Genomic DNA, 26,306 nt, shown 5'->3' with positions numbered 1-26,306 from the left:
GCTCAGCGGATCTCGGTGCCCGCCCACTGCTCGATAAGCTTCACCACCTCGACGTGGTCGGCGTCGTCGCCCAGAGCCCGGCGGGCGATCTCGTAGACCTCGCGCGCCAGGTGAAAGGCGAGGGCGGGAACGCCGGCGGCCTCGGCCACCCTGGCCCCGATGCGCACGTCCTTGGCCAGAAGGCCGAGCTTGAAGGTCAGGGGGAAGCTGCGGTCGAGCACCCGGTTTGGGATCAGGTCGGCGCTGGCGAAGCTGCGGCCAGAGCTTGCGTTGATGACCTCGAGGGCCACCTCCCCGCGCACCCCCTCCTTGACCAGCGTGGCCAGACCCTCGGCGGCGGCCAGGAGGTTGAGCGCCAGCAGGGTGTTGTTGACCGCCTTCACCGCGTGGCCGGCCCCGACGGGGCCAACGTGAACGATGCGCTCGCCGATGGCTTCGAGCGCGGGCAGGACTCGTTCGAACGCCTCGGGATCGCCCCCGACCATGATGGTGAGCGTCCCCGCCTCGGCGCCCTGGGTGCCGCCGGAGACCGGGGCGTCGAGGAAGGCGACCCCGTGCCCGGCCAGCGCCCCGGCGATGGCCCGGCTCTGGCTCGGGTCGCCCGAGGTGCAGTCCACCCACACCGTCCCCCGGGCCAGGTGCCCGGCGAGGCGCTCGGCGATGGACGCGACCTCGCTCGAGGTCGGCAGGCAGGTGAAGAGGATCTCGGCTTCCGGGACGTCCTCGAGGGCCACCGCCCGGGTGCCAAAGCGCTCGGCGTGGGCGCGGGCCTTTGCCTCGGTGCGGTTCCAGACCAAAACTTCAAAGCCAGCCTCTTTGAGATTCTTGGCCATGGGCCACCCCATGGCGCCAAGCCCCAGGAACGCGACCTTCATTTTGCCTCCCTCCTTAGGTTACCGGTGGCCAGCCGGAAAAGGAGCAGATAGGGCAGGGAGAAGACCAGGCTGGTGAGCAAAAAGAGCGCCCGCGCGGGGTCCAGGGGTTCGGCGAGCGCGATCCAGCGCACCATGACCCCGCTCGGCACCGCGATGGCCCAGTGCACGAGAAGGGCTCGCAGACCCCGGCTCCGGTACAGTCGGGTGAAGGGCGCGAGCAGGTACCAGGTGAAGAGGAAGGGGAGCGCGGCCCGGATCAGGGCCCCGATCGGCAGGGCCTTTTCGTGGGCCCAAACACCGGTGGCGGCGAAGGCGAGCAAAGCCAGGGCGTCGGTGAGGGCGGGGCTCATTGCGCTTTGGCCTCGTGGAAGATCCGCTCGGCTCGGTACGAGCTCCGGACCAGGGGGCCGGAGAAGACCTCGAGGAACCCGGCTTCCAGCCCCCAGCGACGGTAGCGCTCGAAGGCCTCGGGCGTCACGTAGCGTTCGACCGGGAGGTGGTTTCTCGTCGGCCGGAGGTACTGGCCAAGGGTCAGGATGTCGACCCCGGCCGAGCGGAGGTCGGCCATGGCCTCCCTGATCTCCGCCTCGGTCTCCCCGAGCCCGAGCATCAGGCTCGACTTGGTGAGCACCGGCAGGTTCTTTTCCCGGATGTAGGTCTTGGCGAAGGCCAGGACCTCGAGGCTTTGGTCGTAGCTGGCGCGGGGATCGCGCACCCTGGGGGTGAGGCGGCGGACGGTCTCCAGGTTGTGGGCGAAGACGTCGAGGCCCGATTCGATCACGGTTCGGATGGCTTCGCGGTCGCCCTGGAAGTCGGGGGTCAGCGCCTCGACCCGGGTCTCGGGACGCCGGGCCTTGATCTCGCGCACGGTGCGGGCGAAGTGGGCGGCGCCGCCGTCGGCGAGGTCATCGCGGTCCACGCTGGTGAGGACGACGTAGGCGAGTTTGAGCGTCGAGATCGCCTCGGCGACCTTTTGCGGCTCGGTGGGGTCGAGGACGCCACCGGGGTTGCCGGTATGGACGGCGCAGAACTTGCAGGCCCGGGTGCACACCTCACCCATGAGCATCACGGTCATGGTGCCGTGCCCCCAGCACTCGCCGAGGTTGGGGCAGAGCGCCTCCTGGCATACGGTGTGGAGCCCGAGCTCACTCACGAGCGAGCGCAGCCGGTTGACCGTGGGGCCGGTTGGGAGCCCGACCTTGAGCCACTCAGGCTTGTTCCTGTCCGGTGGGGGCGCTGCTTTGCGCTTGATGCCCCGCGGTACGTACTTCACCGAAAACCTCCTTCATCGCCTCGACCACCCGGGCTTTTACCGCATCCATGGGCAGGGGATGGCCGAGGAGCTTTTCCAGGCTGGTCACACCCTTATCGCGAATCCCGCAAGGGACGATCACCCGGAAGTCCTCGAGGTTGGTGTTCACGTTGAGGGCGAACCCGTGGAGGGCGACCCCTTCCTTGACCGCCACCCCGAAGGCCGCGAGCTTGTCGTCGCCGACCCACACGCCGGCGTAGCCGGGGGTGGCGTAGGCCGGGATGCCGTAGTGGCTCGCTACTTCGATCACCACCCGCTCGAGCTTGCGCAAGAAGTCGCGGACCCGGCGTTCGACCGGGAAGATCGGGTAGCCGACCAGCTGACCGGGCCCGTGGTAGGTGACGTCGCCGCCCCGCTCGACCCAGAACACCTCGAACCCCTGCTTTTTGTACCAGGCTTCGGGAAAGAGCAAATTCTCGCCGCTGGCCTTCCGGCCCAGGGTGATGGTTTTTGGATGCTCGACGAGGAGCAACGTGGGCGGCCTCTTCCCCGCCGAGACCTCGGCGTGCACCTTTTTTTGGTAGTCCCAGGCCTCCTTGTAGCCCAAAAAGCCCAGGTCTTCGACCAGGAACGCCACGGGTTCAGTTTAACAGCCGGTCTTTCGGCAAAACGGCGGCGCGGTAACGATTGAGCAGGGCGGCGAGTTCCTGGGGTGAGAGGCGGTAGGTCTCGGGCAGGGCCTGTTCAGTGGATCGCCCCCGCACCCGGAAGGCCACGGTGCGCCCCAGCGTGATCCCGAGCACCCGAACGCTCTGCACCGTGAAGTCGCCGACCTCGTCCCAGCGGTAGCGGTGCTTTTTGAAGACGGTGCGAAAACTAAGCCCCTCGACGTCGAGATCGAGAGCGAAGGGTGCCGGATAGAGGATCTGGGCGCTGAAGTAGATGAAAAGCGGGACGGCCAGGAGGTATTTCCCGGCCATGCCCAACAGCGCGGCGGCGAGCACCCCGAGGTAGGGCCTCGCGGCCCCGGGGGGAAGGTGGATGGGCGCGGGCTCCACGATCCCATTATCCCACTGGCTGAGGGGGCCGAGGCATGCGCCAGGTTGATCGCGTGCTTTCGATCCGGGAACGGATCGAAAGGAGGGAGCCCGTATAATGGGAGCGATGAAGCAGATCGCGTTGCCTGAGAGGGTCTTCGCGCTCTTGGAGCGGTACCGCCTGAAGCGTCGCATTTCCCGGGCCGCAGCCGTTGAGGAGCTCCTGGAAAAGGAGTTTGCGGCCGATGAACTGCTTAGCGCACTTGATGAGCAGGCGGAAAGAAACCGCGACCTGAGCGAGGAAGAGGCCATGGCCTTGGCCAACGAAGCCGTGGCTTGGGCGCGCAAACAGCTTCGCCGCTCCCGCAAGGGGCGCTAGCCTTGCGGGTTGTTCTCGACACTAACGTCTTAGTCAGCGGTTTGCAGAACCCGGAAGTCCCGCCAGGGCAACTTCTTCGTGCGTGGGCGCACGGGCGTTTCAAGCTCGTGACCTCGGAGGCGCAACTGACCGAGCTTCGCCGAACCCTCCGCTACCCCAAGCTTCGAAAGCGGATTCCGAAGCACGTGGCGGGCGCCTTGATCAATGCCATCAAGGCCAGGGCCACTTTCGTAGAACCTACCTTTCCACCGTTTAAGCTCCCCGATGAGGACGACCTGGCCATCCTAGGAACAGCCTTAGCGGCTCAAGCAGATTGGCTCGTCACCGGTGACAGGACCCACTTGCTCGCTGTACGAAAGTACGGCGGCACAGTGATTCTGAACCCCACGGAAGCGGTGCGGCGCATGAGGAGGTTTCATGGCCGGTAGGCGGACCTTCCGAATCGCACTGCAGGACCGTTTTCGGCCAGTGGGCGGACACGGTTTGATGGTGGCGCGGTTGCCTACACCGAGGCGGTCAAGCCGGGAATTTTCGTTGACTTCGACCGTCTCGGCACTCCCCTCGGCGTTGAAGCGCTGGAAGCGAGCCGCCACTTCAAAAAAGGCGGTGTGCAGATCCCCGACGAGATATTGAAGCTCGTCTACGCAGGGAAAAGCGCCTAGGCGTCAAAAGCGTTCCGCCCCCTACTTCAGGAGGCGGAAGCTTTGCGCTTTTGTTCTGGTGCGCCCGGCAGGATTCGAACCTGCGACCTAGCGCTTAGGAGGCGCTCGCTCTATCCGACTGAGCTACGGGCGCGCACCCGGCTTTGTAGTCTAGCATGAAGCCGGCGCCTCGATCTGCACCTCTGGGGCCCTCATCGCGGCAACCGTAGTGGTGGGGTATTCAGTTGAGGGTGCGGCCTTGGGAAAGCAGTTCCCGGGCCCGTTTGGCGTAGGCGCTGAGCGTGGCTGACCATTCGTCGGAGGGCGGGGTGTGAGCCAGGGCCGCTTCGGCCCGGCGCAGGGCCTCGGCGGGGTCGGGGAAGCCGAGCTGGGCCAGAGTGTCGGCGGCCATCTGCTGGGCGGTGAGCCAGTCGCGGCTGCCCTCGGGGGCGACCTCGGCGGCCCGGCGGTAGTGCTCGAGGGCCTCCTCGTAACGCAGGCGTTCGAAGGCCACGTGGCCCAGGATCAGCTCCGCCCCGGCCAGGTGCCCCAGGGTGCGGGCGTCCTCGGCCCAAGCCTGGGCGGCCTCGAGGTCCCCGAGGCGGTAATAGAGCTCGGCCAGGTCGGCGGCGGCGGCGCCCCGGTGGGGGTAGTCGCTGTCGGCGAAGACCTCCTTGAGGCGGGTTTCGGCCTTGGCGAAGTCGCCGGCCTCGAGTTCGGCCAGCGCCAGCTCGTGCAGGCTGTAGGTCCGCTCTTCCTCGGGGGCCCGGGCGTGGGCGGCGGCGAAGGCCGCGGCCGCCTCCCGGTAGCGCCCGAGCTGCATCAGCGTCTGCCCCTTGGCCAGCGGCAGGCCGTAACTGGGCTCGCCGGCCTCGGCCTCGATCTTCTCGGCCTCGACGAACGCCGAGAGGGCGCGGTTCGGGTTTTCCAGGGCCAGCTCGGCCCGGCCCAGGAGGTAGTGCCAGGTGGCGAGGGCGTCGGCGCTGCTGGCCTCGCCTTTGACGCTGAGGAGCAGGGCCCGGCTTTCCTCGGCTTCCCCGGCCTCGACCGCCACCGCGGCGGCGTCAAGGATGAGGAAAAAACGCTCGTTTTTGGGGGCGAGCCTGGCCGCCTCCCTGTAAGCAGCGAGCGCCCTGAGGTGCTCTTCCATCTCCTCCAGCACCCGCCCCCGGGTGGCCAGCGCCCGCCAGGCGAGGTAAGGCGGGAGTTCGTGGGCGGCGCCGAGGCAGCGGAGGGCTTCCCCCGCCTGGCCCTGCATCGCCAGCACCTGGGCCAGGTGGTAGCAGGCCCGGGGGTCGCTGGTGGTGAAGATCTGCGGCGTTTGGCCCGAGATCGCCTCCATCTCGATGGCGAGGGCCTGGAAGAGCGGGGTCTCGGCGATGGGGGGCCAGGTTTCCTCGGCCAAGAGGAGCGCCTCTTCCAGCCCCCCGAGCCCGTCCGGGCCGTAGAAGCTGTAGAGCTCGGCCAGAAGGAGCAGGTGCGACGCCCGCGCCTCGGGCGAGGGTTCGGCCTCGATGAGCCGCGTCAGGCGGTCGAAAGCCGCCTCGTAATTTCCGTCGTTGATGAGCGCGATGACCCGTTCCATCGTTCCCCGTCCGGGCGCCCCCTGGCGCCGGGCCCCTGTTCACCCTACAACGAGCTCGATCGTCGCCCCCGGGCTCCTGGTCCGCGACCCGGCGGGCCTTTTGTCATCAAAGTTTAAGACTCTGGGCACGCCTCAGGTTAGGATGTGTCTTCGGAGGGAAGGCTTTGGCGAACAGAATCAACCCATGGAGCATCGTCCTTCTCATTCTGCTTGGCTACTGGCTCTTTACCCAGGTGGGCACGCAGGCGGCCCCCAAGGTTTCCTACACCGAGTTCAAACAGCTCGTTGCTGAGGGCAAGGTGGCGCGGGTGGTCCTCGACGACGCCCGGGTGGTGGGCACGCTCAAGGCCCCCGAGCGGCTGCCGACCCCCACCGGGAGCGCCACCACCAAGCGCTTTACCGTGGACCTTCCGCCGCCCCAGGTCGCCGATCGCGAGTTGCTCCCCTTCCTTGAGAAAAACGGCGTCAACGTGATCACCAAGAGCCCTTCGATCTGGCCCCAGCTCCTGATCTACCTGGGCCCGACGCTCTTGCTCATCGTCTTCTTCTGGTTCTTCTTCATGCGCAGCCAGGGGGGCATGGGGCAGGTCACCCAGTTCGGCCAGTCGCGGGCGCGGATGTACGGCAAGGAGCGCAAAGTCCCCACCACCTTCGCCGACGTCGCCGGACACAAGGAAGCCAAAGAAGAGCTGCGCGAGGTGGTGGAGTTTTTGAAGCGGCCCGACAAGTATTTAAAGCTCGGAGCCGAGATCCCCAAAGGGGTGCTACTCGTGGGTCCGCCGGGCACCGGCAAGACGCTGCTGGCCCGGGCGGTGGCCGGCGAGGCTGGGGTGCCGTTTTTCTCGGTTTCGGCGAGCGAGTTCATGGAGATGTTCGTCGGGGTCGGGGCCTCGAGGGTCCGCACCCTTTTCGAGGAGGCCCGCCGCAACGCGCCCTCGATCGTCTTCATCGACGAGCTCGACTCGATCGGCCGCAAGCGCGGCGCCGGGATCGGCGGCGGGCATGATGAGCGCGAGCAAACCCTGAACCAGATCCTTTCCGAGATGGACGGGTTCGAAAAGGACACCCACGTCATCGTGCTGGCGGCGACCAACCGGCCCGACATCTTGGACCCCGCGCTTCTCCGGCCCGGTCGCTTTGACCGCCAGGTGGTGGTGGGGCTTCCCAGCCTGGAAGAGCGCAAGGAGATCCTCGCGGTGCACACCCGGAATAAACCCCTGGACCAGGATGTGAACCTCGAGGAGCTGGCCCGCCTCACTCCCGGATTCTCGGGCGCCGACCTCAAGAACCTGGCCAACGAGGCTGCCCTGATCGCGGCCCGGGAGGGTTCGGCCCGGATCGCCCGCGATCACTTCTTCACCGCCCTCGACAAGATCACCCTGGGCCTTGAGCGGGGGGCTTTGAAGCTCTCGGAGCAGGAAAAGCGTGCCGTGGCCTACCACGAGGCCGGCCACGCGGTGGCGAGCGAGGTGCTGCCCCACGCCGACCGGGTGACCAAGGTCTCGATCGTGCCCCGCGGCATGGCCCTCGGCGTGACCGTGCCCCGCCCCGAGGAGCGGGTGCTCATCTCCCGGGAGCATCTTATGGACGAGCTCAGCGTGCTGATGGGCGGGCGCGCCGCGGAGGAGCTCTTCACCGGCACCGTGACCACTGGGGCCGAGAACGACTTCAAACGCGCCACCCAGCTGGCCAAGCGCATGGTTCTGGATTGGGGCATGGGCGAGCACTTCAAGAACATCGCCTGGGGCTCGGACGCCGGCCCGGTCTTCCTGGGCGAGGAGATCGCCCGGCGTAAGGACTTCTCGGAAGCCACCGCCAACCTCATCGACAGCGACGTGCAAAAGATCCTCGACGAGGCCTACACCCGCACCAAGGCGGTGCTGCGCGAGCACGCCCAGGCCATGCACCGGATCGCCGCAGAACTCCTGGAAAAGGAGACCATCTCTGGCGAGCGGGTGCGGGAAATCCTCTCCGAGACCCAGTCTGGTGACGAACCGGAGCAGGCCTGAATCCGGGGCCGGTCCGCGGCGGGGGGCGCTGCCCCCCGCCGCAATCGTTCCCTGGGACAGTAATGGCCCCGCCGCTTGCCGGTAGGCTTAAAGGCAAGCGTTTTCGGGAGGTTGTTCGTGGAACGTTCGACGGTCAAAACCGCCCTTGCTTTGGGCCTTACGGCCGCCCTCTTGCGCTTCGTGCTCGGCCTGCCCACGCCGGTGGACCTCATTTACGAGGGCCTTTCGCGGCTCTTTGGCGTCCCCTGGCTCTTCAACCTGATCCACGCTCTGCCCTTCGGCCTGGACCAGGGGGCCAAGTACGGGCTTTTATTCCTCGCCTACCTGCTCTTTGCCCTACTCGCCTGGCCGGCGGCTCGGTTTGGAGCTCGGATCGCGCTTTTCCTGCCCCTTTTCCTCTCGGCGTTGCTGCTCCCCCTTCTCGGCTACGGCTTTTTCGGCTTTTCCAGCGCCAACTACGCCTACCCGCCGCTGGTGCTGGCAGCGACTTCGCTTTTGCTCGGGGCCGTGCTCGCCTGGCGGGGGTTTCGCTACGACCCACGCCGGCGCGACGGTCTTTTGCGCCTGGCGCTCCTGGCCGTGGCCGCCGGGATCGGGCGCGGCTTCGCCCAAAGCGGCCGAGCCTGGGACTGGCTGCGCCGCATGAGCGGCATGCAAAAGGAGATCACCCCGACCAGGCGCCACTACGTGGTCTCCAAGAACTTCGCCGACCCCCGGGTTCGCGCCGACCGTTACCAGCTCGTGATCAAGGGGTTGGTGGAAAAAGAGACGGTGTTCACCCTCGAGGACCTCATGAACATGCCCTCGGTCGAGCAGCCCACCACCCTGATCTGCATCTCCAACAAGGTGGGGGGCGAGCTCATTGGCAACAGCCGCTGGCGGGGGGTGCGCTTGCGGGATCTCCTCGAGGCTGCCGGGGTCCGGCCCGAGGCCAGCGAGCTCATCCTCCGCGCCGCCGACAACTACTCGGACTCGATTCCGCTGACGTACGCGCTTTTTGCCGAGACCATCGTGGCCTATGCCCAAAACGGCGAGCCGCTCGAGCGGCGCCACGGCTATCCGGTCCGGCTCTTGGTGCCGGGGATCTACGGGATGAAAAACGTCAAGTGGCTGACCCAGATCGAGCTCGTCGACTACGACTACAAGGGCTTTTGGGAAAAGCGCGGCTGGAGCGACGAGGCGGTGGTCAAGACCATGAGCCGGATCGACACCCCCATCGCCACCCGGTTTGAAGACGGCAGCTACGGCATCGGCGGCATCGCCTTCGCCGGACGCCGGGGGATTTCCAGGGTTGAGGTCTCGCTTGACGACGGCAAGACCTGGAAGGCGGCCGAGATCAAACCCCCCGCTTCCCCGGTCGCCTGGGTGCTCTGGGGCTTTCGATTTCGCGCCAGCCCCGGGCGCTACCCCGCGGTGGTGCGGGCCACCGACGGCCTGGGCCGGCTGCAAGACCCGACCCCGCGCCCGCCCCTGCCCGACGGGGCGACGGGCTATCACCGGCTCGAGGTCATCGTCGAGTAGGGGCTGTTAAGCTGATGGCATGTTGCCGATTGACCTCTCGGGCAAGAAGGCTGTGGTCTTCGGGGTGACCAACGAGCGCAGCCTGGGCTTTGCCATCGGAAAAAAACTGAAGGAAGCCGGGGCCGAGCTCGCCCTGACCTACCAGGGGGAGCGGGTGCGGCCCCTGGTCGAGCGGGTGAGCCGCGGCGTCGCCGACCTTCTCTTTGAGCTCGACGTAACCGACGAGGAACGGCTCAAGGCCATCATCCGCGAGCTGGGTGAGCGCTGGGGCGGGGTGGACTACGTGGTGCACTCGATCGCCTTCGCCCCCCGGCGGGCGATGGAAGGGCGCTACATCGAGACCACCAAGGAGGACTGGCTCAAGGCCCTCGAGGTCAGCGCCTACTCGCTGGTGGCCATCGCCCGCGAGATCGAGCTCTACCTCAACCAAGGCGCCGCCATGGTGGCGCTCTCCTACTACGCGGCCGAGAAGTACGTGCCCCGCTACAACGTGATGGCCATCGCCAAAAGCGCCCTCGAGGCCTCGGTGCGCTACCTGGCGGCCGAGCTCGGGCCCAAGGGGGTGCGGGTCAACGCCATCAGCGCCGGCCCGGTGCGCACCGTCGCCGCCCGCAGCATTCCCGGGTTCACCTACCTCTGGGACCACGTGGAGCGCATCGCACCGCTTCGCCGCAACGTCAGCCAGGAGGAGGTGGGCCAGGCCGGGCTCTTCTTGCTCTCGCCGCTTTCGGCGGGGATCACCGGCGAGGTGCTCTACGTCGACGGCGGCTTCAACGTGGTGGGCATTCAGATTCCGGTGACCCCCTGAGGCCCGGCGGGAGGGGACCTTTTGCCCCCCGCCGGGTGGGGGCGGGTATACAATGCAAATTTGATGAGCTCGGACAGTGTTTCCAAGCAGGGCGAGCGCAGCATCCGCGTGCGCCTCTCGGCGCAACCCTTTGACATTCCACCGATGCGCGACGTGCTCCTGATCGGGCGCCGGGCGCCGATCGGGCCGGAGGCGGCGCGGCGGATGGCCGAGGCCCTCGCCCCCGGCCAGTTCGATTTGATCCGCCTCGACGAGCGAGCCCACCCGGTCGAGGCGGTCCTGGTTCGAAAGAGCCACCTCCGTCTGATTGCTGCCGAACGCCTGGTGGACCTCTTGCTCGAGGAGTTCGCCCACCATATGGAGGAAGAAGACGTCCTCCGCATCGACCTCGACCTCCAGCTTCACGTGGAGCGGATGGTGCGGCTCGGCTGATAGACTGAGGCCGATCGGCGATGGCACGGACCGTACGCAGCATCATGACGCCGGATCCGGTCGTGATCGATGGTGAGCGCAGCGTGCGGGATGCGGCCCGTCTGATGGATGAGCGTCGGGTTGGCGGCCTGCCGGTGGTGGCTGGGGGGCGCTTGGTCGGTATTCTTACCTCGCGCGACGTACGGCAGTGTCACCCCAACCGCCTGGTCCTGGACGCCATGCGGCCGGATCCGGTGACGATCGCGCCAGGAGAGAGTGTCTTTACCGCCTATGAACAAATGGACCAAGCAGGCGTCGAGCGGCTGGTGGTGGTTGACGACGGCCGCGTGGTCGGCGTTTTGACCAAGTCGACCGTGATGCGCGAGCTGGGGTCGAGCTATGACCCGCTCACCGGGTTGCCGAGGGCCGACTTGCTCCGACACCACCTCGAGGACCTCCTTGCCCGTGGCGTCGATCCCACGCTGGTGTTTTTGGACCTCGACGACTTCGGCCAGTTCAATAAGCGTTTTGGTCACGCGAAGGCCGACATGGTTCTCCGCCACGCCGCCGGGCGGATCAAGGGTTTCGCGGAAGAGCACCAAGGCGAGGCCTTTCGCTATGGGGGCGACGAGTTCGTGGTCCTCTTTCACCGCTCCCGCGCCGAGGTCCTCCCTTTGATCGGGCGCCTGCTCGATGCCGTGAGCCGGGTAAGGGTCGATGGCCTCCCTCCAGTCTCCGTATCCGCCGGGGTAGCGGGAGGGCGTCGCGCGAACCGGGTGCCCGAAGGCGTGAGCGCCACAGCCGACGACCTCATCAACCTGGCGAGCCGGGCCTCGACCGCGGCCAAGGGCACCTCGAAGAAGTGGATCTCGCACGGCTCGGAGGAACAGATCTAGGGCTTCGCGGTCGGTTGCGCTTCGGCCCCCCTGACGCCGTAGGCTTAGGACTTAGGACCTTCGTTCACGGGGCGGAAGGCGGCATGCATCTTCTCTACGGCGCCGTTGACCCGCTCGTTGAGTCGCCGGCGAAGGTGAGCTTGAGGGTCACGATCTCCCAGGGTGCTACTGGAAAGCGGACCACTTTTTCCTGGGTGCCGAGCACCTCGAGGGCTTGCTCTTCGAGATTGGCGCGAAAAACCCTTTCTGGGGCGATCAGGGGAAACTCGACGCGGCCCTCGAGGGCCTCGGGCGTGGGGTTATAGAGGCGCAGCACCAGAGCATCGCCGGCTTCGGCCTGCTTGAGCGCGCTCAAGACCAGGCTCGGCGGATCCACGCGCAAGAACGACCCCGCAGGGGGCAGAGACTCGGCGCTCTCGCCCCGATCCGGGATCCTTTGGGCCCAGGCGGGCGCGTGGTAGGCCAGGGCTTCGCGCCAGGCTTCCCGCATCGCCTGACCGGGACCGTGCGGGATCAGGGCGAAATGGAAGGTCAGGCGGCGCAGGCACTGGGCCTCGGGCGTGGGGTAGGGTGGGCCGGCGTGCTCGGGCCTGACCTCGAGGTCGTCGCGGGAGAGCCAGCCCACGCTGCGTAGCAGGGTGAGAAAGAGGGTACCGCTCGGGCTCAACTCGTACTCGTGAAGGCCGCGCGTGGCGACGGTCAGCGCTTTCCCCTCGTTGCCTTCAACCGAGACGAAACGCAAGAGCGGCTGGTCCGGGCTCGGGGCCTCCCGCCAGCCGGGGGGTGGCGTTTTGACGAAGGCGCGCGCGGGACGGGCGACCGGTGCGAAGGCGGTCTCGGCCCAGGCCTGGCGGGCGCCGGGGAGCGGGAAAGCGGCGCGTAGCCGGTGATCCTTGGCCTGGTTCAGCAGGTGCAGGCGTACGTCGAGCCGGGGCACGCCGCGCTCGAGGGTGAGCTCGGTGATGATTTCGTGGTCGATGCGTCGCGGGCTGCGAGACGCGCGGTCCTGCGTCAGGCCCTCGGGGAGGGTCCAGTTGAGGATCAGCCTGAGCGTAGCCCAGTCGCCGGTGGCCTCGGCCACCTCGACCCGAAACGTCGCTTCTTCGCTCGAGCGGCGGGGAGGGTCGTCTTCGACGGGCATGAAGGTGTACTCGTCGCCGCGGTCGGCCTGGTCCTCGAGGGCCAAAAGGCCCGCGTAGACGGTCCCCGTGCGCTTGTCTGTGAGCTTGATCGTTCCGCCCCGCTCGGTTTCGACCTTGAGCCATTCGTTTTCCAGAGACCCGCCTTGCCCGCCCTTTTCGACCTGGGCGAGCACCACCTCGTGACGTTCGGGCCGAGCGGAGGCCGGGCGGTAGGTTCGGTACCCAAAGGGTGGAACTTCGGCGTAAAAGGCAATGCGGGCGTGAGGGAGGTGGCGAACCCCGTCAAGGACACCCACCGAGCGCAGTTCTTGCCCCTCCTCGACCACCGCCGCCCGCTGGCCCCGCTCGTCTTCCAGTGCCTGGGGCAGGCGCTTTTCCTCGAGCGGCCAAAGGGCCTCGACCCGGCCGCGCCAGGGCCAGGGGTTGGGGTTGAACACCACCACCGCGCCAGCGGCCGGGATGTGTCGGGCCAGGGCGTGGAGACGGTCTTCGATCACCTGTTCGGCGATTTGCTGCGCCCGGGCGAAACGGGTTTCGACCTCGCGGTGGACCTCGTCAAGGGAGCAGCCGCAGATCGAGTCGTGGGCGTGGTTTTGCAGCACCAGCCGCCAGGCGGTGTTCAAAAAGCCTGTGGGGTAAGCCTCGCCGAGCGCCCAGGCGAGGCTTGCCAGCGGCTCGGCGTAGCGCTCGAGGAGGGCCTGGGCTCGGTCGTTGGCCTGTTTGAGGTAGACCCGGGTGGAAAGGACGTTGCTGAGGAGGAAGGCGTGCTTACTCTGGCGCAACTCACCCTCGACCTGCTCAAGGTGCGGTCGCTGGGCCTGGACCCGGGTTCGGTAGTCGGCGAGGGTCCCCAGCCGCAATCGGATCCCGAGTGCGCGGGACAGGGCCTCGAGGCGTTCAAGGAGGTCCCGTTGCGGGGCCCGGTGGTCGTTCCCGTGCATCCAGAGCACGATCGGCGCCGTGCTGAGCGAGGCCAGGCGCTGGGTCATTCGAGCGAGGCGGGCCTCGTCGTCGAGGCGAGGCGCGTTGCCGTACTCTTCGGCGAAGCGGTGGACCCAGAGCCGTGAACCGTCGGGTCCCTGCCACCAGAATTCGGTCTTTTCCGGGTTTTCGCCTACGCCGCGCATTAAAAAGGCGCTTTCGATCCCAAAGCCCCGGAAAATCTGCGGCAGTTGGGTGAGATGGCCAAAGAGGTCCGGGACATAGCCCTCCCGCATCGCCCCGCCAAAGGCCTCGGCCTGGCGGAGACCCCACAGCAGGTTGCGTACCAGGGCTTCTCCGGAAACGAGGAACTCGTCGGGTTGGGTGTACCACGGGCCCACCAGGAGCCGGCCGGCCTTCACGTAGCCGGAGAGCGCCTCCCTTCGCTCGGGTCGGATTTCCAGGTAGTCCTCGAGGACCGCGGTCTGGCCGTCGAGCAGGAAGACGAACTCGGGGTGTTCGGCGAGCATCTCCAAGACTTGGTCGACGAGCCGGACCAGGAGCGAGCGGAAGCGCTCAAAAGGCAGGTACCACTCGCGATCCCAGTGGGTGTGGGCGACGACGATCGCCTCCCGTGGCGTTTGCGGCTTGCTGTTCATCGGGTGTTGACCTCCTTCGAAGGTGGTTCGGGCGCTAAGACTTCGTCGCCCCGCCAAGGAGTCCGGCCAAGAGGTAGCGCTGGGCGAAGATGACGAAGAGCAAAACCGGGATCATCCCCACCACCATGGCGGCGGTGAGCTGCCCCCAGTCGATACGGTGTAACTTGACGAACTCCATGATGACCAGCTGAACGGTTTTGAGGTCCTCGCGCAGGAGGAGGGTGAGCGCCAGCACGAACTCGTTCCAGGAGAAGATGAAGGCGAAGATCGCCGCGGTGGCGAGGCCGGGGAGTGCCAGCGGCAGCGTGACCCAGCGCAGTACGCCGAGCCTGGTGCAGCCGTCGATGAGCCCGGCTTCTTCGACCTCGACTGGAATGCCCTGAAAGTAGTTCTGAAGCAGAAAGGTGAGCAGCGGGAGGACGAGGCCCTGATACGCGAGCGCCAGCCCGAAGAGGCTGTTGAGCAGCCCCAGTTTGTTGAAGATCAGAAAGAGAGGGATGATGCCGATAAGGGGTGGAATTAGATAAAGGCCGAGTACTGCGCCCAGAAGGACGTTGCGGCCGCGGAAGCGGTAGCGCGAGAAGGCGTAGGCGGCGAGGCTGGCTGCGATGAGGGCGATGAGCGTCGTCAGGCCCGAGACGAGGATGCTGTTCACGATTCCCCGTCCCATGTTGGTCTGCTGAAAGACGTCGATGTAATGGGCGAACGAGATCGCCTTCGGGAGCAGGGTCGGGGGAAATGAGATCACCTCTTTTGCCGGTTTGAGCGAGGTGGAAAAGACCCAGTAAACGGGGATGACGGTGAAGAGGGTGTAGAGGACGAGGAAGCCGTAGACCAGGGCGTTTAAAAGCCAGCCCCGCCAGGGATAGCCTGTGCTTTTCTTCTTCATACCGCCGACGTCCTTCCTACGGTGCGGATATAGACCAGGGCCATGGCCACGTTGATGATGAGCATCGCGATCGCGACCGCTGCCCCGTAGCCAAAGAGTCCGTAGCGGAAGGCGTTGTTGTACATGTACATGGCCGTGGTGAGCGTCGCGTTCGCCGGGCCGCCCTGGGTCATGACCAGGATGGTGTCGAAGAGATTGAAGGTCCACATCGTCGCCAGGATGAGGTTGATTGTTGCTGCTGGGCGCAGAAGCGGCAGGGTGATGTGGCGAAAGGCTTGCCATGACGTGGCCCCGTCCACGTGGGCGGCTTCGTAGAGCTGGTCCGGAATGTTCTTTAAGGCGGACTCAAGGAAGAGCATGGTAAAAGGGGTGCCGCGCCAGACGTTGGCGATGACCAGTGCCCAGATGGCCATGGAGACGTCATTCAGCCATCGGATGGGGGGAAATCCCAGGCTCCTCAGAGCAAAGTTGATCAGCCCGAAATTGAAGTCGTACATCCAGATCCAGCTGTAGCCCACGATGATGGCCGAGAGGATCCAGGGGATGATGAAGAGCGGCCGCAGCCAGCGGGCAGCCCCGGGCTTGTGGTGGAAAATCAGCGCGATGACGAGCCCGAGGAGGAACTGGCCCAGGATAGAGCCGGCCACGAAGTAGAGCGAGACCTGGAGCGAGTGGTAAAACAACGGGTCATTGAGTAGCTCGAGATAGTTCCGGAGGCCGACGAAGGGGGCGCCGCGCAAGATGTTGGTGGTCCGCAGGTCGTGGACGCTGACCCAGACGTTCCACAGCAGGGGCAGGACGGCGACGGCGAAAAGGAGCACCGCCAGCGGGCTGACGAACCAGTAGGGAAGCCAGGCCTCGCGCCAGAAGCGGGCGAAAAAGGATGGGTTGGGGGCAGGACGAGCCGCCCCGCCCCCTTTCGGTTCCGTTGCCTCGGAGTGCTTTTTTGCCACGGCGTTTCCTCTCCACGTTCGCCGCCACGAGACGTGGTGGCCGGGCTTAGCGTCCCAGCACCTGCTCGACCTGCTGGGCGGCCCGATCGAGCGCCACCTTCGGGTCAACCCCTTTGAAGACCGCCGCGCTCATGGCCTGGAAGATCGCATCGGAGACCTGGGCCCATTGTGGAATGGCCGGCCGGACCCGGGCCACCGAGGCCATCTTGCTGTAGAAGTCGAAGAACTCGATCTTCTCGCTCAGCACCCTCTGGTCAACCCCGGCCCGAACGGGCACCCGCGCCAGCTCGCCGTAGTAGTCGGTCATGACATCGGAGCGCAGGTAGGCCCGCATGACCTTGGTCGCCACACGGTAGCGCTCGGGGGCTTTATTCTGGAGCACCGCAGGGACGCTCATGATCCAACCCCCGGCCAGGGTGACCGGCACCCGCCCCGGCTTGGAGACGGGGAGCGGGAGCACGGCAATCTTCTGTTGGCGCTGGGCGGCGGTGGTGTTGGGGAAGCGGCTCACGCTCGCCGCCCAGTTGCCGTGGGGATAGACCGCCCACTTCTTCTGGGCAAAATCGTTGCCCCAGAAGGTCTGGGTTTGGGGGTCGACCCCGGCCTTGACCCGGTCCACCAGGAACTGGAGGGCCCGAACGCCTGCCTCGCTCTGGAAGGCGGGAGCGAACTTCCCGTCTTTTTGGACGAGAATCTCGCCGCCTTCCTGCCAGAGGTAGGGGAAGAACTCAAAATCGGGCGCCCAACCGCCGGCCATGTCGAGCCAGCACCCGCCGATCCCTTCGTTCGCCAGTGCGGCCTTGAGCCGCTTGCAGGCCGAAGTGAACGTATCCCAGTAGAGGAGTTCGCCGGGGCTGACGCCGGCCTTTTGCAGAAGGTCCGGCCAGAAGAAGGTGACCCGAACGTCGGTGTCGTACCAGAGGCCGAAGTACTTCCCGCTCCCCGGCGGCCACTGGGATCCGTCGCGGAACGCCGGGAACCAGTCTTTGGCGATCCCCGAGACGGTGTCGGTCAAATCTGCCAGGTAACCGCCGCTCACCAGCTCCCCGAGCCATATCGAGTCGACCATGACGATGTCGGGGGCGACGCTGGGATCACCGGTCAGCAGGGTGGTCTCGAGCTTCGAGCGCAGCTCGCTGTAGGGGAACTCGCGGATTTGGAGCTTGACCCCGGTGAGCTGCTCGACTCTGTCCTTCACCGCTTCAAGGCCGTAGCCTTCGGACTGCCAGACCACGACCGTCTTTTGCTGCGCGCTGACGAAGCCCGCCGTGGTGACCAGCGTGAGGGCTAGGATGTGCGCGACTGGGCGCAGGAATTTACTCTGCCACATGCTTTCCTCCAAACCTTGGTTTTCGTAAGGCCTTTGCGTCGAGGTGCCGGCTTTTTTCGTTGCTCCCACCTCCTCCGTTTTCCGGGCCCGGTCAATGAAGCGAACAACCGCACGAGGGTCGCGGCACCAGGGTGCAGGGGACGGTTGCGCTCCTGGTCGTCCCCTCGATTGGCGCCGGTCTCGTGCCCTTATTCCTGCCGTGGAGTTCCTGGAAAAGGAGCTGGACGCTCTTGTAGCCGAGCTGCGCCTCGTGGAGATCGATGGCGGCGATCGGGGGGGCGTAGTAGCGCGTTAAGGCGGTGTTGTTCACCGCGAGTACAGCGACGTCCTCGGGAACGGCAAGGCCGACCTCCCGCAGGGCCCTGAGCGCCCCCACGGCCTGGATGTCGCTGGTGGCGAAGAGGGCGGTGAACTCGAGGCCCGCCTCGAGGGCGCTGAGCACGGTGGTGTAGGCGTGCTCTTCGGTGAGGCTCGACGACCAAACCAGGGCTTCATCGTAGGCGAGCCCGGCGGCCACGAGTTCACGTCGGTAGCCCTCGAGGCGATCGAGGCTAAAGGTGAAACGGCTCGGGCCGTTGAGGAAGACGATGCGTTCGTGCCCGGATTCGATGAGGTGGCGAACCCCGAGGCGGCCGACTTCGACATTGTCGTTGTCGACGTAAGGGAAGTTCTTGTCGAGCGGGCGCCCGATGAAGACCACGGGGAGGTCCACCTCGCGAAGCTCGGAGAGGTAAGGTGGCTGGACGGTGGGGTTGGTGATGATGAGCCCGTCGCTGCGTCCGCTCCGGATCAGGCCACGGATTTGCTCGGCGGCCTCGTCTTCTGACTCCACGACGTGCAGCGAGATGTGATAGCCCTGCTCGAGGGCGGCGCGGTGCATGCCCTTGAGCAGGCCCCCGAAAAACCCGGCGGACGAGAAGAGGTGCTCCAGGGTCACCGGAATAAAGAGCGCCAGGGTGCGGGTACGACCATCGGCCAGGCTTTTCGCGACCGCGTTGGGGTGGTAGTTGAGTTCCTCAGCGGCTTTGAGCACTTTCTGCCGGGTCTCGTCGCTGACCAGCGGCTTGCCGTTGAGCGCCAGCGAGGCGGTCGAAACCGATACCCCTGCCCGCTTGGCGACATCGCGAATGGTTACGCCCACATTCCCACCTCAAATCTCCGGCTGCTGCGCTAGACTGAATCGAACCGGTTCGATAACGAATGTAAAGGTCTCCCTGTCACGCTGTCAAGCGCAACCTCTTCAAGCCCGATGCTGCTTTTGCCCTAGGCTTTCGTGCTCGCCCCTAAAACCCGGGCGCTTAAGCGCAGGCCGCCTTTGAGCGTATTCGCCACGATGCAGGCCCGCTCGGCCATGGCGACGAACTTCGCCAGCAGGTCCGGGTCGTCGGTCCTGGCGGCCACCACCAGCTCGATGGCGGTGTAGCGGGGCGGGGTGCCCTCGAGGGTCCCCACCACCTCGAGCCGGACCTCGTGGATCGGCGCGTTTCGGGAGCGGATGAGTTCGAAGAGGTTGCTCAGGAAACAGCCCCCGAGCGCCGCCAGCAAGAGCTCCCCGCCCATGGGGCCCTGGTCGGCCCCGCCTTTTTCCAAAGGTCGGTCCACCAGCAGCCGGTGGCCCCGGATCTCGGCCTCCGAGGTGCTGGGCCCGACCTGCCGCATCGATACCCGGATTTCCGCCATGGTAAAAGCCTATGCTTTTTCCGGACGCAAGAACGTAGCGCGGCCTACGCGAATTCGGCTTCAGGAAAGGCCGGGGTCTGGAATCTCGTCGCTGCCCCAGGCTGGCCAAAATCTGAACGATTGGGCATTGACCCTTGCAAAAACGAGCAACTGCGTTCATAATCGAGCACGAGGCGTTCAAGATGTCCTTGGTGCGTGAACGGCAACGCCGTATTCTTCGGTTACTGGAGGCGGAAGGGGGGCTGCGAACCCAGGAGCTCGCCAAGCGCCTCGGTGTTTCCGAGGCCACCGTGCGGCGGGACCTGGCAGCGATGGCCGAGCAGGGCTTGGTCGAGCGCACCCACGGTGGGGCCCTGCCGCTGCGGATGGGGACGGCTGCCGAGCCACCCTTTGACCTCAAGGCACGGCGGAAAGTGCCGGAGAAGGAACGGATTGCGGCCCGGGCCGCGGCGTTGGTGCCGGAACGGGCCACCGTGATTCTGGACTCCGGCACCACCGCGCTGGCGTTGGCCCGTCGCCTGGCCGACCGCCGGATTACGGTGATCGCGCTGGACCTCAAGGTGGCGGAAGCCCTGGCCCGGGGGGAACCCGAGGTCTGGCTGGTGGGCGGGCGGACCCGGAACGGCCTTTTTAGCCTCGTAGGTCCCTGGGCCGAGGCGATGCTCGCGGAGATCCACGCCGACATCTTCTTCCTGGGGGCCGACGCGGTCGACGAGGAGGCGGTGACGAATGCCACCGTGGAAGAAGCCGCGGTCAAACGGCGGGCCGTGGCGGCGGCGCATGCCACCTATCTGATCGCCGATCACTCAAAGTTCGGGCGCCGGGCGCTCGCCAAAGTGGTGGATCTACAAGCCCTGGCCGGGGTGATCACCGACCAAAAAAGCGCGGATTTCGCCCCTGCGCTTAAGGAAAAGGTTCCCTTTGTCGCTCTGGTTTAGGAAAGGGGGAGTATGGAGACTTTCCAAAGGTTGAGATCCCTGTTCAACACCAACAAGCCGGTGATCGCCATGGTGCACCTCAAAGCCCTCCCCGGGACCCCGCTGTATGACCAGGACGCGGGAATGGAGGCGATTGTCGAGGCAGCCAGGGCTGACCTCCGGGCGCTCAAAGCGGCCGGTGTGGACGCGGTGATGTTCGGTAACGAGAACGACCGCCCCTACGAGCTCGAGGTTGATCCCGCGAGCGCCGCCGCGATGGCGTATGTGATCGGTCGGCTCAAGGACGAACTGACCCTCCCCTTCGGGGTCGACGTGCTCTGGGATCCCAAGATGACGCTGGCGGTCGCGGCCGCCACCGGAGCGGTCTTCGCCCGGGAGATCTTCACCGGGCTCTACGGCTCCGACATGGGGCTTTGGCAGGGGCGGGCGGCCGAGGCGCTTCGTTACCGCCGGCGGCTGGGTCGCAACGACCTCTTTCTCCTCTACAACGTCTCCGCAGAGTTTGCTTCCCCGCTCGATTCGCGCAGCCTTGCCGAGCGGGCAAAGAGCGCGGTTTTTTCCAGCCTGGCCGATGCCGTTTTGGTCTCGGGGCCGATGACCGGCGAGCCAGCGCCCTTAAGCCACCTCGAGGCCACCAAAAAGGCCGTCCCCGAGGTCCCGGTCCTCGCCAACACCGGGGTCAATCACGAAAACGTCGCCGACGTGCTCAGGGTGGCCGACGGCTGCATCGTCGGCACCGCCCTCAAGGTTGAGGGGAAGACCTTTAACCCGGTGGATCCGGAGCGGGCGCGCGCGTTTATGGCGCGGGTGAAGGAGGTTCGGGCCGCGTGAGCGTCGTGGGGATTGACGTCGGAACCACCGCGGTGAAGGCGCTCCTCCTCGATGAGGCGGCCCGCGTCCTCGCCGAGGCCAGCCATTCCCACGATCTGCATAGCCCCCACCCCGGCTGGGCCGAGGAAGATCCCGCCGAATGGTGGCTTGGGGTACGGGCGGTGCTCAACGAGCTCTTCCGGGATCGCGACCCCAAAGCGATCGCCGCGGTGGCGGTCTCGGGTATGGTGCCGGCACTCGTTCTGCTGGGGGAGGGGGGCGAGGTGCTCCGCCCCTCGATCCAGCAAAATGACGCCCGACACACCGAGGAAATCGCGTGGTTTCGCGAGCGCTTCCCCGAAAGCGAGCTCTTCGCCCACACCGGGGCGACCTGGAACGCCCAGGTCATTGCGCCGAAGCTGCTTTGGATCAAGCGGCACGAGCCCGAGGTATTCAGGCGGATCTACCGCCTTTCGGGCTCTTACGAGTACGTCACCTGGCGGCTCGGCGGTCGCGGCCCCGAGTACGTCGAGGCCAATTGGGCCCTGGAGAGCGCGCTTTGGAGCGAGAAAGAGCGCCGCTGGCTGGACGAGGTCCTGGCCCTCGTCGGCCTTGACGCCGGGGTGCTCCGCCCCATCCGGCGACCCACCGAGGTGGTCGGCGAGGTGCAAAGCGCCGAGGTCCCCCTCAGGCCGGGCACCCCCCTCGCGGCCGGAAGCGCCGATCACATCGCCGCCGCCCTCGCGGCCGGGCTTTTGGAGGAGGGGGAGGCGGTTTTGAAGTTCGGGGGGGCCGGGGATTTCCTCTACGTCGCCCCCACCTTCGACCCCCTCAAAGCGCTCTTTATTGACTACCACAACGTTCCCGGCCGGTATGTGGTGAATGGCTGCATGGCGACCTCGGGCTCTTTGGTGAAGTGGTTCCGGGAAAACTTCGCCCAAAAGCGGACCTACGCCGAGCTCGACGCCCTGGCCGAGCAGGTGCCGGCGGGCAGCGATGGCCTGGTGGTGCTGCCCTATTTCCTGGGCGAAAAGACCCCCATCCACGACCCCCAGGCCCGGGGCACGGTCCTCGGGCTCACGCTGGCCCACGGCCCCGCCCACCTCTACCGGGCGATCCTCGAGGGCATCGCCTACGCCTTCCGGCATCACGTCGAGGTGCTCCGCGCTCACGGCCGGCCAATCCGCCGGTTCTACGTTATGGACGGCGGGGCCAAAAGCCCGCTCTGGCGAAAGATCACCGCCAGCGTGCTCGGGGAGCCGGTCCACCATCTGGCCTCCGGGGTCGCGGGCAGTGCTTACGGTACCGCGTTCCTGGCCGGGGTGGTGGCGGAGCACTGGGATTTTTCGCACATCAAGGCGGTGGCGACCTCGGCCGGGGTGACCGATCCGGACCCGTCGTGGACCCGGGTCTACGACGAGCTCTACGGCGTTTACCGCGAGACCTACCTTCGGCTCAAGGACCTTTTCCCTCGCCTGGAGGTGAACCGTGCTTGAGGGCAGGATTGCACTCGTAACCGGGGCGGGCGGCGGCATCGGCGCCGCCATCGCCCGGAGGCTGGCCAAGGAAGGCGCCAAGGTCTGGGTCACCGACCGCGACCTCGAGGCGGCGACCCGGGTGGCGGCCGGGATCGAGGCGGCGGGCGGGCGGGCCCGGGCCCGGGCGGTCGACGTGACCCGGAGGGATGACCTTGAGGCCGTATGCGACGCCGCCTTTTCCGAAGACGGGCGGGTCGACATCGTGGTCGCGAACGCCGGCGTCAGCAGCATGCGCCCGTTCCTCGAACTCACCGTCGACGACTGGGATTTCAACTTTGCGGTCAACGCCAAGGGGGTGTTCTATACCCTTCAGACCTTCGCCCGTCGAATGAAGGACCAGCCCTTCCGGGAAGGCGCTGAGATTCGCGGCAAGCTGATCGCCACCGCCAGCATGGCCGCGAGGCAAGCGGCACCCCTCCTTGCCCACTACTCGGCCTCGAAGTTCGCGGTGCTCGGTCTGGTGCAGGCGGCGGCGAAGGAGCTCGCGCCTTACAGGCTCACCGTCAACGCGGTGAACCCCGGCTTTGTCCGGACCTCGATGCAGCGGCGGGAGGTCGAATGGGAGGCCAAGTTGAGGGGGCTCAGTCCCGAGGCGGTGGTGAGCGACTACATCCGCCAGACACCGCTCGGCCGCCTGCAAACCCCCGAGGACGTCGCTGGCGTGGTGGCGTTTCTGGCCGGCCCGGATGCCGATTTCATCACCGGCGAGGCCATCGAGGTGAACGGCGGGGCCTGGATCTTTTGAGCCCGCTCGCAGGCGAAAGGAGAGTAAGGGTTTTGAAACGGCAGCGTGTCTTCGCCACCTGGGTTACGACCGGCCTTTTGGTTCTGATCACTCTGTATTTCCTTCTCCCGCTGCTTTGGACCCTCCGCACCGCGCTGCTCCCGGAAGGGCGGGCCTACGCCCTGCCCCCCTGCCCCGCGTGCCTGCCGGGCACCACGACGTCGCACTACAATGGAGACGTGAAGCCTTTCCCTCTGAGCTACGACGCGCGGGCCCTGGAAGGGATTTGCCGCCGCTATGGGGTCCGCCGGCTCGCCGTTTTTGGCTCTTTCCTCAAGGGAGAGGCAAAAGAGGGAAGCGACCTGGACCTCCTCGTGGAGTTTTTCCCCGGCCAGGTCCCCGGCCTGGACTTTCTTCGCCTTCAAAAGGAACTCTCCGAGTTTTTTGGCCGGCCGGTGGATCTGCATACCCCGAGGAGCCTGAGCCGGTACTTCCGGAAGGAGGTCCTGGAGGAAGCCCGGGTGCTCCATGAGGCGGCGTGAGCTCGGCGACCGGGTCCGGCTCCTCCGCATGCGCGACGCGATCCGCCGCGCGCTGAATCTGGCCGAGGGCAAGGATGTGGCGGCCCTCGAGCCCGAACACGAGACCGCCCTGGCCCTGGTTCGCCTTCTGGAGATCGTCGGCGAGGCGGCCAGATCGGTTTCTCCCGCAATCAAAGCCCGTTTTCCTGAGATTCCCTGGCGCGAGGTGGCCGACGCGAGGAACCGGCTGATCCACGAGTACTTCGACGTGGACATGGAGATCGTGGCGGCGGTCATCCAAAAGGACTTGCCAGTCCTCTTAGGACAGATCGAGCGGGTACTGGAAAAGCTGGAAACATAGATATTTGCCCGCGGGGTGTTTGCTGCCAAATGCCCTTCGTTTTCGTTCCCGAAGGGAGGGCAAAGTAGACCATGGCGCTGGTCTCTTTTTATGCCTCCCCCTTGGGGGAGGTCAGGAGGGGGTTATTTGCCAGTGCTCAGCGGATCAAACGAACCTTCACGCCCAACTTCAACGTACTCCAGGCCGAATCGGCGGTCAGGGCCGGAAGGCCGAGGCGTCTGGCCAGGGCCAGGCACGCCCGATCGCCCAGCGAAAACCCCTTGCTCCGGGTCGGCGGGTAGAAATCGGCGGTCTGAAGGGCGTCTTCCTCCACGAAGGGAAAGACGTGGAGTCCCAGGGCTTTGAGGCGAAGGGTGATCTCCTGCGCGTCCTTGCCCCTGGCTTTGAGCTTGGCCTGGACCTCTGCCAGGTTGACCGTGCTGATGGCGGCCCCACCCCGAAGCGCTTCGCGCACCGTTTCGTAGCCCCGTTCTTGCTGGAGATAGGCGAAGAGGGCCGAGGCGTCGAGCACCGCTTGCAGCTTCACCTTAGCCCTCACGTTCGGCCTCCCGACGCCGCTCTTCGATGAGCTCGTCGGCGAGGCTCTCTTTCACGTCCCGCATGAGCGCCCAGAGCTCCTCTTCCACTGCCTGACGGGGCCTGAGGATCAGCCTGTCTCCCTCCAGCCAAGCCACTAAGGTATCTCCGGGCTTCAGGCCCAGCGCCTGGCGCAGGGCTTTGGGAATCACGATCCGCCCCTGGGGGCTGACCTGGATGGGTGTTGGTTCGGCACGGGGTGCCACGATCTCAGTATATGGCATAGGCGAAGGATATGGCATCATATCTCCGCCATCCACTTGCAGCGCTCTATGCCGGCCTTGGGCGGCACGGCCCCGATGACTGCTTTGCAGCAGAAAACCCCCACCCCAACCCTCCCCAAGGGGAGGGCGAAGAAGATCCTGGCTTCGACCTCTGTTTGCCTCCCCCTTGGGGAGGTCAGGAGGGGGGTTAAATACCCCGCCCCGAGGTTTTGGCTACAGCGGGGGGCCTGATGAAAACGAGCGAAAAACCCGTGAGTCACCTGTCATTTCGCAGCCTAAAACCCCACCCCGACCCTCCCCCAAGGCATAGGCGCCAACCCGTGTAGTGCTTCACGAAAACGATACCACTTTGACCCGCTTTTGCTCCACAACTTCCAGCGGCGTCCGGTAGCCCAAAGCCTGGTGCAAACGCCGGGTGTTGTAGAAGTGCCGGTACTCGTCCAACGCCTGCTGCAGTTCCAAGGGGTCTCGGATCTCCTCCCGCATAAGCTTCTCTTCCTTTAAGCTCCGATGCAATCGCTCGATCTTGCCAATGCCCTGGGGCCTCCCCACCGGGGCAAAGACCTGCCCGATTCGATGCGCGTAAAGGTACCCGCGGAAAGCCTCGGATTGGAACGCCGAGCCCCGATCGGTCCGGAGCAAAAGCCCCTTGGTGGGAAGCCCGAGCCTCCTGGCTTCCTCCCGGGCCCGCTCGATTGCTTCCCTCGCCAATCCCGCGGTCTCGCCTTCCCCCACTTTGCCCGCCACGCTGGCCAAAAGGTAGCGGCTTTCCTCCTCGATCACGTTGAGAATGCGGTAGCCCCCAAGCGCGGGAAAACCTTTGTGCTCGACCAATCGCCACAGGGTGCCGTCGGCGCTGAGCACAAGACCCACCCGCTCGGGCTTGGGCGGCTCGGGGCCTTGGCTCTTGGCCTTTGGCCTTCGCTTCATGGGGAGCAAGAGCCCCTCCGCCTTGAGCACCCGGTAGACGGTGCTTTGACTCGTCTGGATGCCCCGGCGCAAAAGCTCCGCCCAAACCTTGCGGTAGCCGTAGGCGGGGAAGGCCAGGGCGATCTCGCGAGCGTGCTCCCGGATGGCATCCCGCTCGGGGCAACGGCGGAAACATCGGGAACCCCTCGCCCTACGCGCTCCTCGCAGCGCCCCGCCCTGGACTTCCCGCCACCTCCGCTTTCGTCGGTAGTAGGTGCCCTTGCTCATCCCCAAAAGGCGCAGGAAGGCGTTCACCCCAAGACCGAGCTCCCGGCGCACCGCTTCCAGCTCCAAAAAGCTCGCTAGCCGAGGCGGCGGAGTTTTTTTAAAACCTCCACCCGCAGGGCCATCTCGGCCAGGGCTTCCTTCAGCTGCTTGTTCTCGTTCTCCAGGGCTTTGACTTGAGCATCCGGTCCTTTGCCTTTGAGGGCAGCCTCCCCGCCCTTGAGGAACCGGTCGCGCCAGGCAAGCAGGGTCTTGTAGCTGACCCCGTGCCTTCTTGAAGCCTCACTCATCGAGAGCTCCCCGCGCAGGATGCTCAGCACGATGGCAACCTTCTCCAAAACGTGTTTGCTTCGCAAAGCAGCGGTGCTCCAGCTCCTTGTAGCCATTTTGCTCATACACTACCCCCTCTTACCTCGCAGGTGGTACCGCTTG

General features: G+C 66.0%; 29 protein-coding genes, 1 tRNA gene and 1 pseudogene. 14 read left to right on the top strand and 17 right to left on the bottom strand.

What is annotated here, in order from left to right; genetic code table 11:
• Positions 1 to 2: 2 nt before the first annotated feature.
• Genes ACZ5BT_RS04900 through ACZ5BT_RS04880 form a run of 5 tightly spaced genes read right to left on the bottom strand, consistent with a single transcriptional unit; the run spans position 3 to position 3,185 of the window.
• Positions 3 to 875, bottom strand: a complete 873-nt coding sequence (locus ACZ5BT_RS04900; protein WP_464885497.1) for an NAD(P)-dependent oxidoreductase — start codon at positions 873 to 875, stop codon at positions 3 to 5.
• Positions 872 to 1,225: a DUF3054 family protein gene (locus ACZ5BT_RS04895; RefSeq protein WP_464885496.1), complete on the bottom strand. Its 354-nt coding sequence runs from the start codon at positions 1,223 to 1,225 to the stop codon at positions 872 to 874. The genes ACZ5BT_RS04900 and ACZ5BT_RS04895 overlap by 4 nt, the downstream gene beginning before the upstream one ends.
• Entirely contained in the window at positions 1,222 to 2,148 is a 927-nt protein-coding gene (gene lipA, locus ACZ5BT_RS04890; protein WP_464885495.1) for a lipoyl synthase, read from the bottom strand. Before lipA ends, ACZ5BT_RS04895 begins: the two co-directional genes overlap by 4 nt.
• Entirely contained in the window at positions 2,084 to 2,764 is a 681-nt protein-coding gene (lipB, locus tag ACZ5BT_RS04885) for a lipoyl(octanoyl) transferase LipB (RefSeq protein WP_464885494.1), read from the bottom strand. The genes lipA and lipB overlap by 65 nt, the downstream gene beginning before the upstream one ends.
• Positions 2,765 to 2,768: 4 nt before the next feature.
• Positions 2,769 to 3,185: a hypothetical protein gene (locus tag ACZ5BT_RS04880; protein WP_464885493.1), complete on the bottom strand. Its 417-nt coding sequence runs from the start codon at positions 3,183 to 3,185 to the stop codon at positions 2,769 to 2,771.
• A gap of 106 nt (positions 3,186 to 3,291) precedes the next feature.
• Between ACZ5BT_RS04880 and ACZ5BT_RS04875 the strand changes: the two genes are divergently transcribed.
• The 3 genes and pseudogenes from ACZ5BT_RS04875 to ACZ5BT_RS04865 form a co-directional block, all read left to right on the top strand.
• Positions 3,292 to 3,543: a hypothetical protein gene (locus ACZ5BT_RS04875; RefSeq protein WP_464885492.1), complete on the top strand. Its 252-nt coding sequence runs from the start codon at positions 3,292 to 3,294 to the stop codon at positions 3,541 to 3,543.
• Positions 3,501 to 3,971, top strand: a complete 471-nt coding sequence (locus tag ACZ5BT_RS04870) for a putative toxin-antitoxin system toxin component, PIN family (RefSeq protein WP_464885491.1) — start codon at positions 3,501 to 3,503, stop codon at positions 3,969 to 3,971. The genes ACZ5BT_RS04875 and ACZ5BT_RS04870 overlap by 43 nt, the downstream gene beginning before the upstream one ends.
• Before the next feature lie 63 nt (positions 3,972 to 4,034).
• Positions 4,035 to 4,205, top strand: a pseudogene (locus ACZ5BT_RS04865) (hypothetical protein); the annotation flags it as partial.
• A 56-nt stretch (positions 4,206 to 4,261) separates the two neighbouring features.
• Here the strand turns inward: ACZ5BT_RS04865 and ACZ5BT_RS04860 are convergent.
• Both ACZ5BT_RS04860 and ACZ5BT_RS04855 read right to left on the bottom strand, forming a co-directional pair.
• Positions 4,262 to 4,338: transfer RNA gene (locus ACZ5BT_RS04860), tRNA-Arg, on the bottom strand.
• An 87-nt stretch (positions 4,339 to 4,425) separates the two neighbouring features.
• Positions 4,426 to 5,769, bottom strand: coding sequence for a tetratricopeptide repeat protein (locus ACZ5BT_RS04855; protein WP_464885490.1), 1,344 nt, complete (start codon positions 5,767 to 5,769; stop codon positions 4,426 to 4,428).
• A 164-nt stretch (positions 5,770 to 5,933) separates the two neighbouring features.
• On the opposite strand from ACZ5BT_RS04855, the gene ftsH reads away from it, so the two are divergent.
• The 5 genes from ftsH to ACZ5BT_RS04830 all read left to right on the top strand — a co-directional run bounded on the left by ftsH (position 5,934) and on the right by ACZ5BT_RS04830 (position 11,414).
• The gene (gene ftsH, locus ACZ5BT_RS04850) at positions 5,934 to 7,778 is read left to right on the top strand and encodes an ATP-dependent zinc metalloprotease FtsH (protein ID WP_464885489.1); all 1,845 of its coding nucleotides are present in this window, start codon (positions 5,934 to 5,936) and stop codon (positions 7,776 to 7,778) included.
• A gap of 117 nt (positions 7,779 to 7,895) precedes the next feature.
• Complete coding sequence (locus tag ACZ5BT_RS04845) at positions 7,896 to 9,299, top strand: molybdopterin-dependent oxidoreductase (RefSeq protein WP_464885488.1); 1,404 nt, start codon at positions 7,896 to 7,898, stop codon at positions 9,297 to 9,299.
• A gap of 19 nt (positions 9,300 to 9,318) precedes the next feature.
• A complete protein-coding gene (locus ACZ5BT_RS04840; protein WP_464885487.1) occupies positions 9,319 to 10,107 on the top strand; it encodes an enoyl-ACP reductase FabI in 789 nt (262 codons plus the stop codon).
• A gap of 63 nt (positions 10,108 to 10,170) precedes the next feature.
• Positions 10,171 to 10,539 (top strand): hypothetical protein, encoded by a 369-nt coding sequence (locus ACZ5BT_RS04835; protein WP_464885486.1) that lies wholly within the window; start codon positions 10,171 to 10,173, stop codon positions 10,537 to 10,539.
• A 20-nt stretch (positions 10,540 to 10,559) separates the two neighbouring features.
• Positions 10,560 to 11,414, top strand: coding sequence for a GGDEF domain-containing protein (locus tag ACZ5BT_RS04830; RefSeq protein WP_464885485.1), 855 nt, complete (start codon positions 10,560 to 10,562; stop codon positions 11,412 to 11,414).
• Positions 11,415 to 11,508: 94 nt separating this feature from the next.
• Here the strand turns inward: ACZ5BT_RS04830 and ACZ5BT_RS04825 are convergent, their stop codons facing one another.
• From ACZ5BT_RS04825 to ACZ5BT_RS04800, 6 genes are all read right to left on the bottom strand, one after another.
• The gene (locus ACZ5BT_RS04825) at positions 11,509 to 14,136 is read right to left on the bottom strand and encodes an alpha-mannosidase (protein ID WP_464885484.1); all 2,628 of its coding nucleotides are present in this window, start codon (positions 14,134 to 14,136) and stop codon (positions 11,509 to 11,511) included.
• Positions 14,137 to 14,170: 34 nt separating this feature from the next.
• The gene (locus ACZ5BT_RS04820) at positions 14,171 to 15,025 is read right to left on the bottom strand and encodes a carbohydrate ABC transporter permease (RefSeq protein ID WP_464885483.1); all 855 of its coding nucleotides are present in this window, start codon (positions 15,023 to 15,025) and stop codon (positions 14,171 to 14,173) included.
• Positions 15,022 to 15,978 (bottom strand): carbohydrate ABC transporter permease, encoded by a 957-nt coding sequence (locus ACZ5BT_RS04815; protein WP_464885482.1) that lies wholly within the window; start codon positions 15,976 to 15,978, stop codon positions 15,022 to 15,024. Before ACZ5BT_RS04815 ends, ACZ5BT_RS04820 begins: the two co-directional genes overlap by 4 nt.
• A gap of 46 nt (positions 15,979 to 16,024) precedes the next feature.
• Entirely contained in the window at positions 16,025 to 17,308 is a 1,284-nt protein-coding gene (locus ACZ5BT_RS04810; protein WP_464885481.1) for an extracellular solute-binding protein, read from the bottom strand.
• A gap of 91 nt (positions 17,309 to 17,399) precedes the next feature.
• On the bottom strand, positions 17,400 to 18,449 hold the full coding sequence (locus tag ACZ5BT_RS04805; RefSeq protein WP_464885480.1) for a LacI family DNA-binding transcriptional regulator: 1,050 nt from the start codon (positions 18,447 to 18,449) through the stop codon (positions 17,400 to 17,402).
• A 122-nt stretch (positions 18,450 to 18,571) separates the two neighbouring features.
• Complete coding sequence (locus ACZ5BT_RS04800) at positions 18,572 to 18,988, bottom strand: OsmC family protein (RefSeq protein WP_464885479.1); 417 nt, start codon at positions 18,986 to 18,988, stop codon at positions 18,572 to 18,574.
• A 182-nt stretch (positions 18,989 to 19,170) separates the two neighbouring features.
• Here ACZ5BT_RS04800 and ACZ5BT_RS04795 point away from each other — a divergent pair, with 182 nt between their 5' ends.
• Genes ACZ5BT_RS04795 through ACZ5BT_RS04770 form a run of 6 tightly spaced genes read left to right on the top strand, consistent with a single transcriptional unit; the run spans position 19,171 to position 23,880 of the window.
• A complete protein-coding gene (locus ACZ5BT_RS04795) occupies positions 19,171 to 19,926 on the top strand; it encodes a DeoR/GlpR family DNA-binding transcription regulator (RefSeq protein WP_464885478.1) in 756 nt (251 codons plus the stop codon).
• Between the two features lie 30 nt (positions 19,927 to 19,956).
• Entirely contained in the window at positions 19,957 to 20,757 is an 801-nt protein-coding gene (locus tag ACZ5BT_RS04790) for a BtpA/SgcQ family protein (protein WP_464885477.1), read from the top strand.
• On the top strand, positions 20,754 to 22,232 hold the full coding sequence (locus tag ACZ5BT_RS04785) for an FGGY-family carbohydrate kinase (protein WP_464885476.1): 1,479 nt from the start codon (positions 20,754 to 20,756) through the stop codon (positions 22,230 to 22,232). The genes ACZ5BT_RS04790 and ACZ5BT_RS04785 overlap by 4 nt, the downstream gene beginning before the upstream one ends.
• Positions 22,225 to 23,019 (top strand): SDR family NAD(P)-dependent oxidoreductase, encoded by a 795-nt coding sequence (locus ACZ5BT_RS04780; protein WP_464885475.1) that lies wholly within the window; start codon positions 22,225 to 22,227, stop codon positions 23,017 to 23,019. Before ACZ5BT_RS04785 ends, ACZ5BT_RS04780 begins: the two co-directional genes overlap by 8 nt.
• A gap of 32 nt (positions 23,020 to 23,051) precedes the next feature.
• Positions 23,052 to 23,540 (top strand): nucleotidyltransferase family protein, encoded by a 489-nt coding sequence (locus ACZ5BT_RS04775; protein ID WP_464885474.1) that lies wholly within the window; start codon positions 23,052 to 23,054, stop codon positions 23,538 to 23,540.
• Positions 23,527 to 23,880, top strand: a complete 354-nt coding sequence (locus tag ACZ5BT_RS04770; RefSeq protein ID WP_464885473.1) for a HepT-like ribonuclease domain-containing protein — start codon at positions 23,527 to 23,529, stop codon at positions 23,878 to 23,880. The genes ACZ5BT_RS04775 and ACZ5BT_RS04770 overlap by 14 nt, the downstream gene beginning before the upstream one ends.
• A 136-nt stretch (positions 23,881 to 24,016) precedes the next feature.
• Here ACZ5BT_RS04770 and ACZ5BT_RS04765 read toward each other — a convergent pair whose 3' ends face one another.
• The 4 genes from ACZ5BT_RS04765 to ACZ5BT_RS04750 all read right to left on the bottom strand — a co-directional run bounded on the left by ACZ5BT_RS04765 (position 24,017) and on the right by ACZ5BT_RS04750 (position 26,230).
• The gene (locus ACZ5BT_RS04765) at positions 24,017 to 24,418 is read right to left on the bottom strand and encodes a type II toxin-antitoxin system VapC family toxin (RefSeq protein ID WP_464885472.1); all 402 of its coding nucleotides are present in this window, start codon (positions 24,416 to 24,418) and stop codon (positions 24,017 to 24,019) included.
• On the bottom strand, positions 24,408 to 24,662 hold the full coding sequence (locus tag ACZ5BT_RS04760) for an AbrB/MazE/SpoVT family DNA-binding domain-containing protein (protein ID WP_464885471.1): 255 nt from the start codon (positions 24,660 to 24,662) through the stop codon (positions 24,408 to 24,410). Before ACZ5BT_RS04760 ends, ACZ5BT_RS04765 begins: the two co-directional genes overlap by 11 nt.
• Positions 24,663 to 25,010: 348 nt before the next feature.
• Positions 25,011 to 25,928: a transposase gene (locus ACZ5BT_RS04755; RefSeq protein WP_464885470.1), complete on the bottom strand. Its 918-nt coding sequence runs from the start codon at positions 25,926 to 25,928 to the stop codon at positions 25,011 to 25,013.
• 23 nt (positions 25,929 to 25,951) lie between these two features.
• Positions 25,952 to 26,230 carry a transposase gene (locus ACZ5BT_RS04750; protein ID WP_464885469.1) on the bottom strand — a complete coding sequence of 93 codons (279 nt, stop codon included), beginning with the start codon at positions 26,228 to 26,230 and terminating at the stop codon, positions 25,952 to 25,954.
• Between the last annotated feature and the right edge of the window lie 76 nt (positions 26,231 to 26,306).

The sequence above is a fragment of the Vulcanithermus mediatlanticus genome, assembly GCF_055385885.1.
The sequence above is the reverse complement of the archived record's forward strand: the minus strand, read 5'-3'. Positions and strand labels throughout refer to the sequence as shown.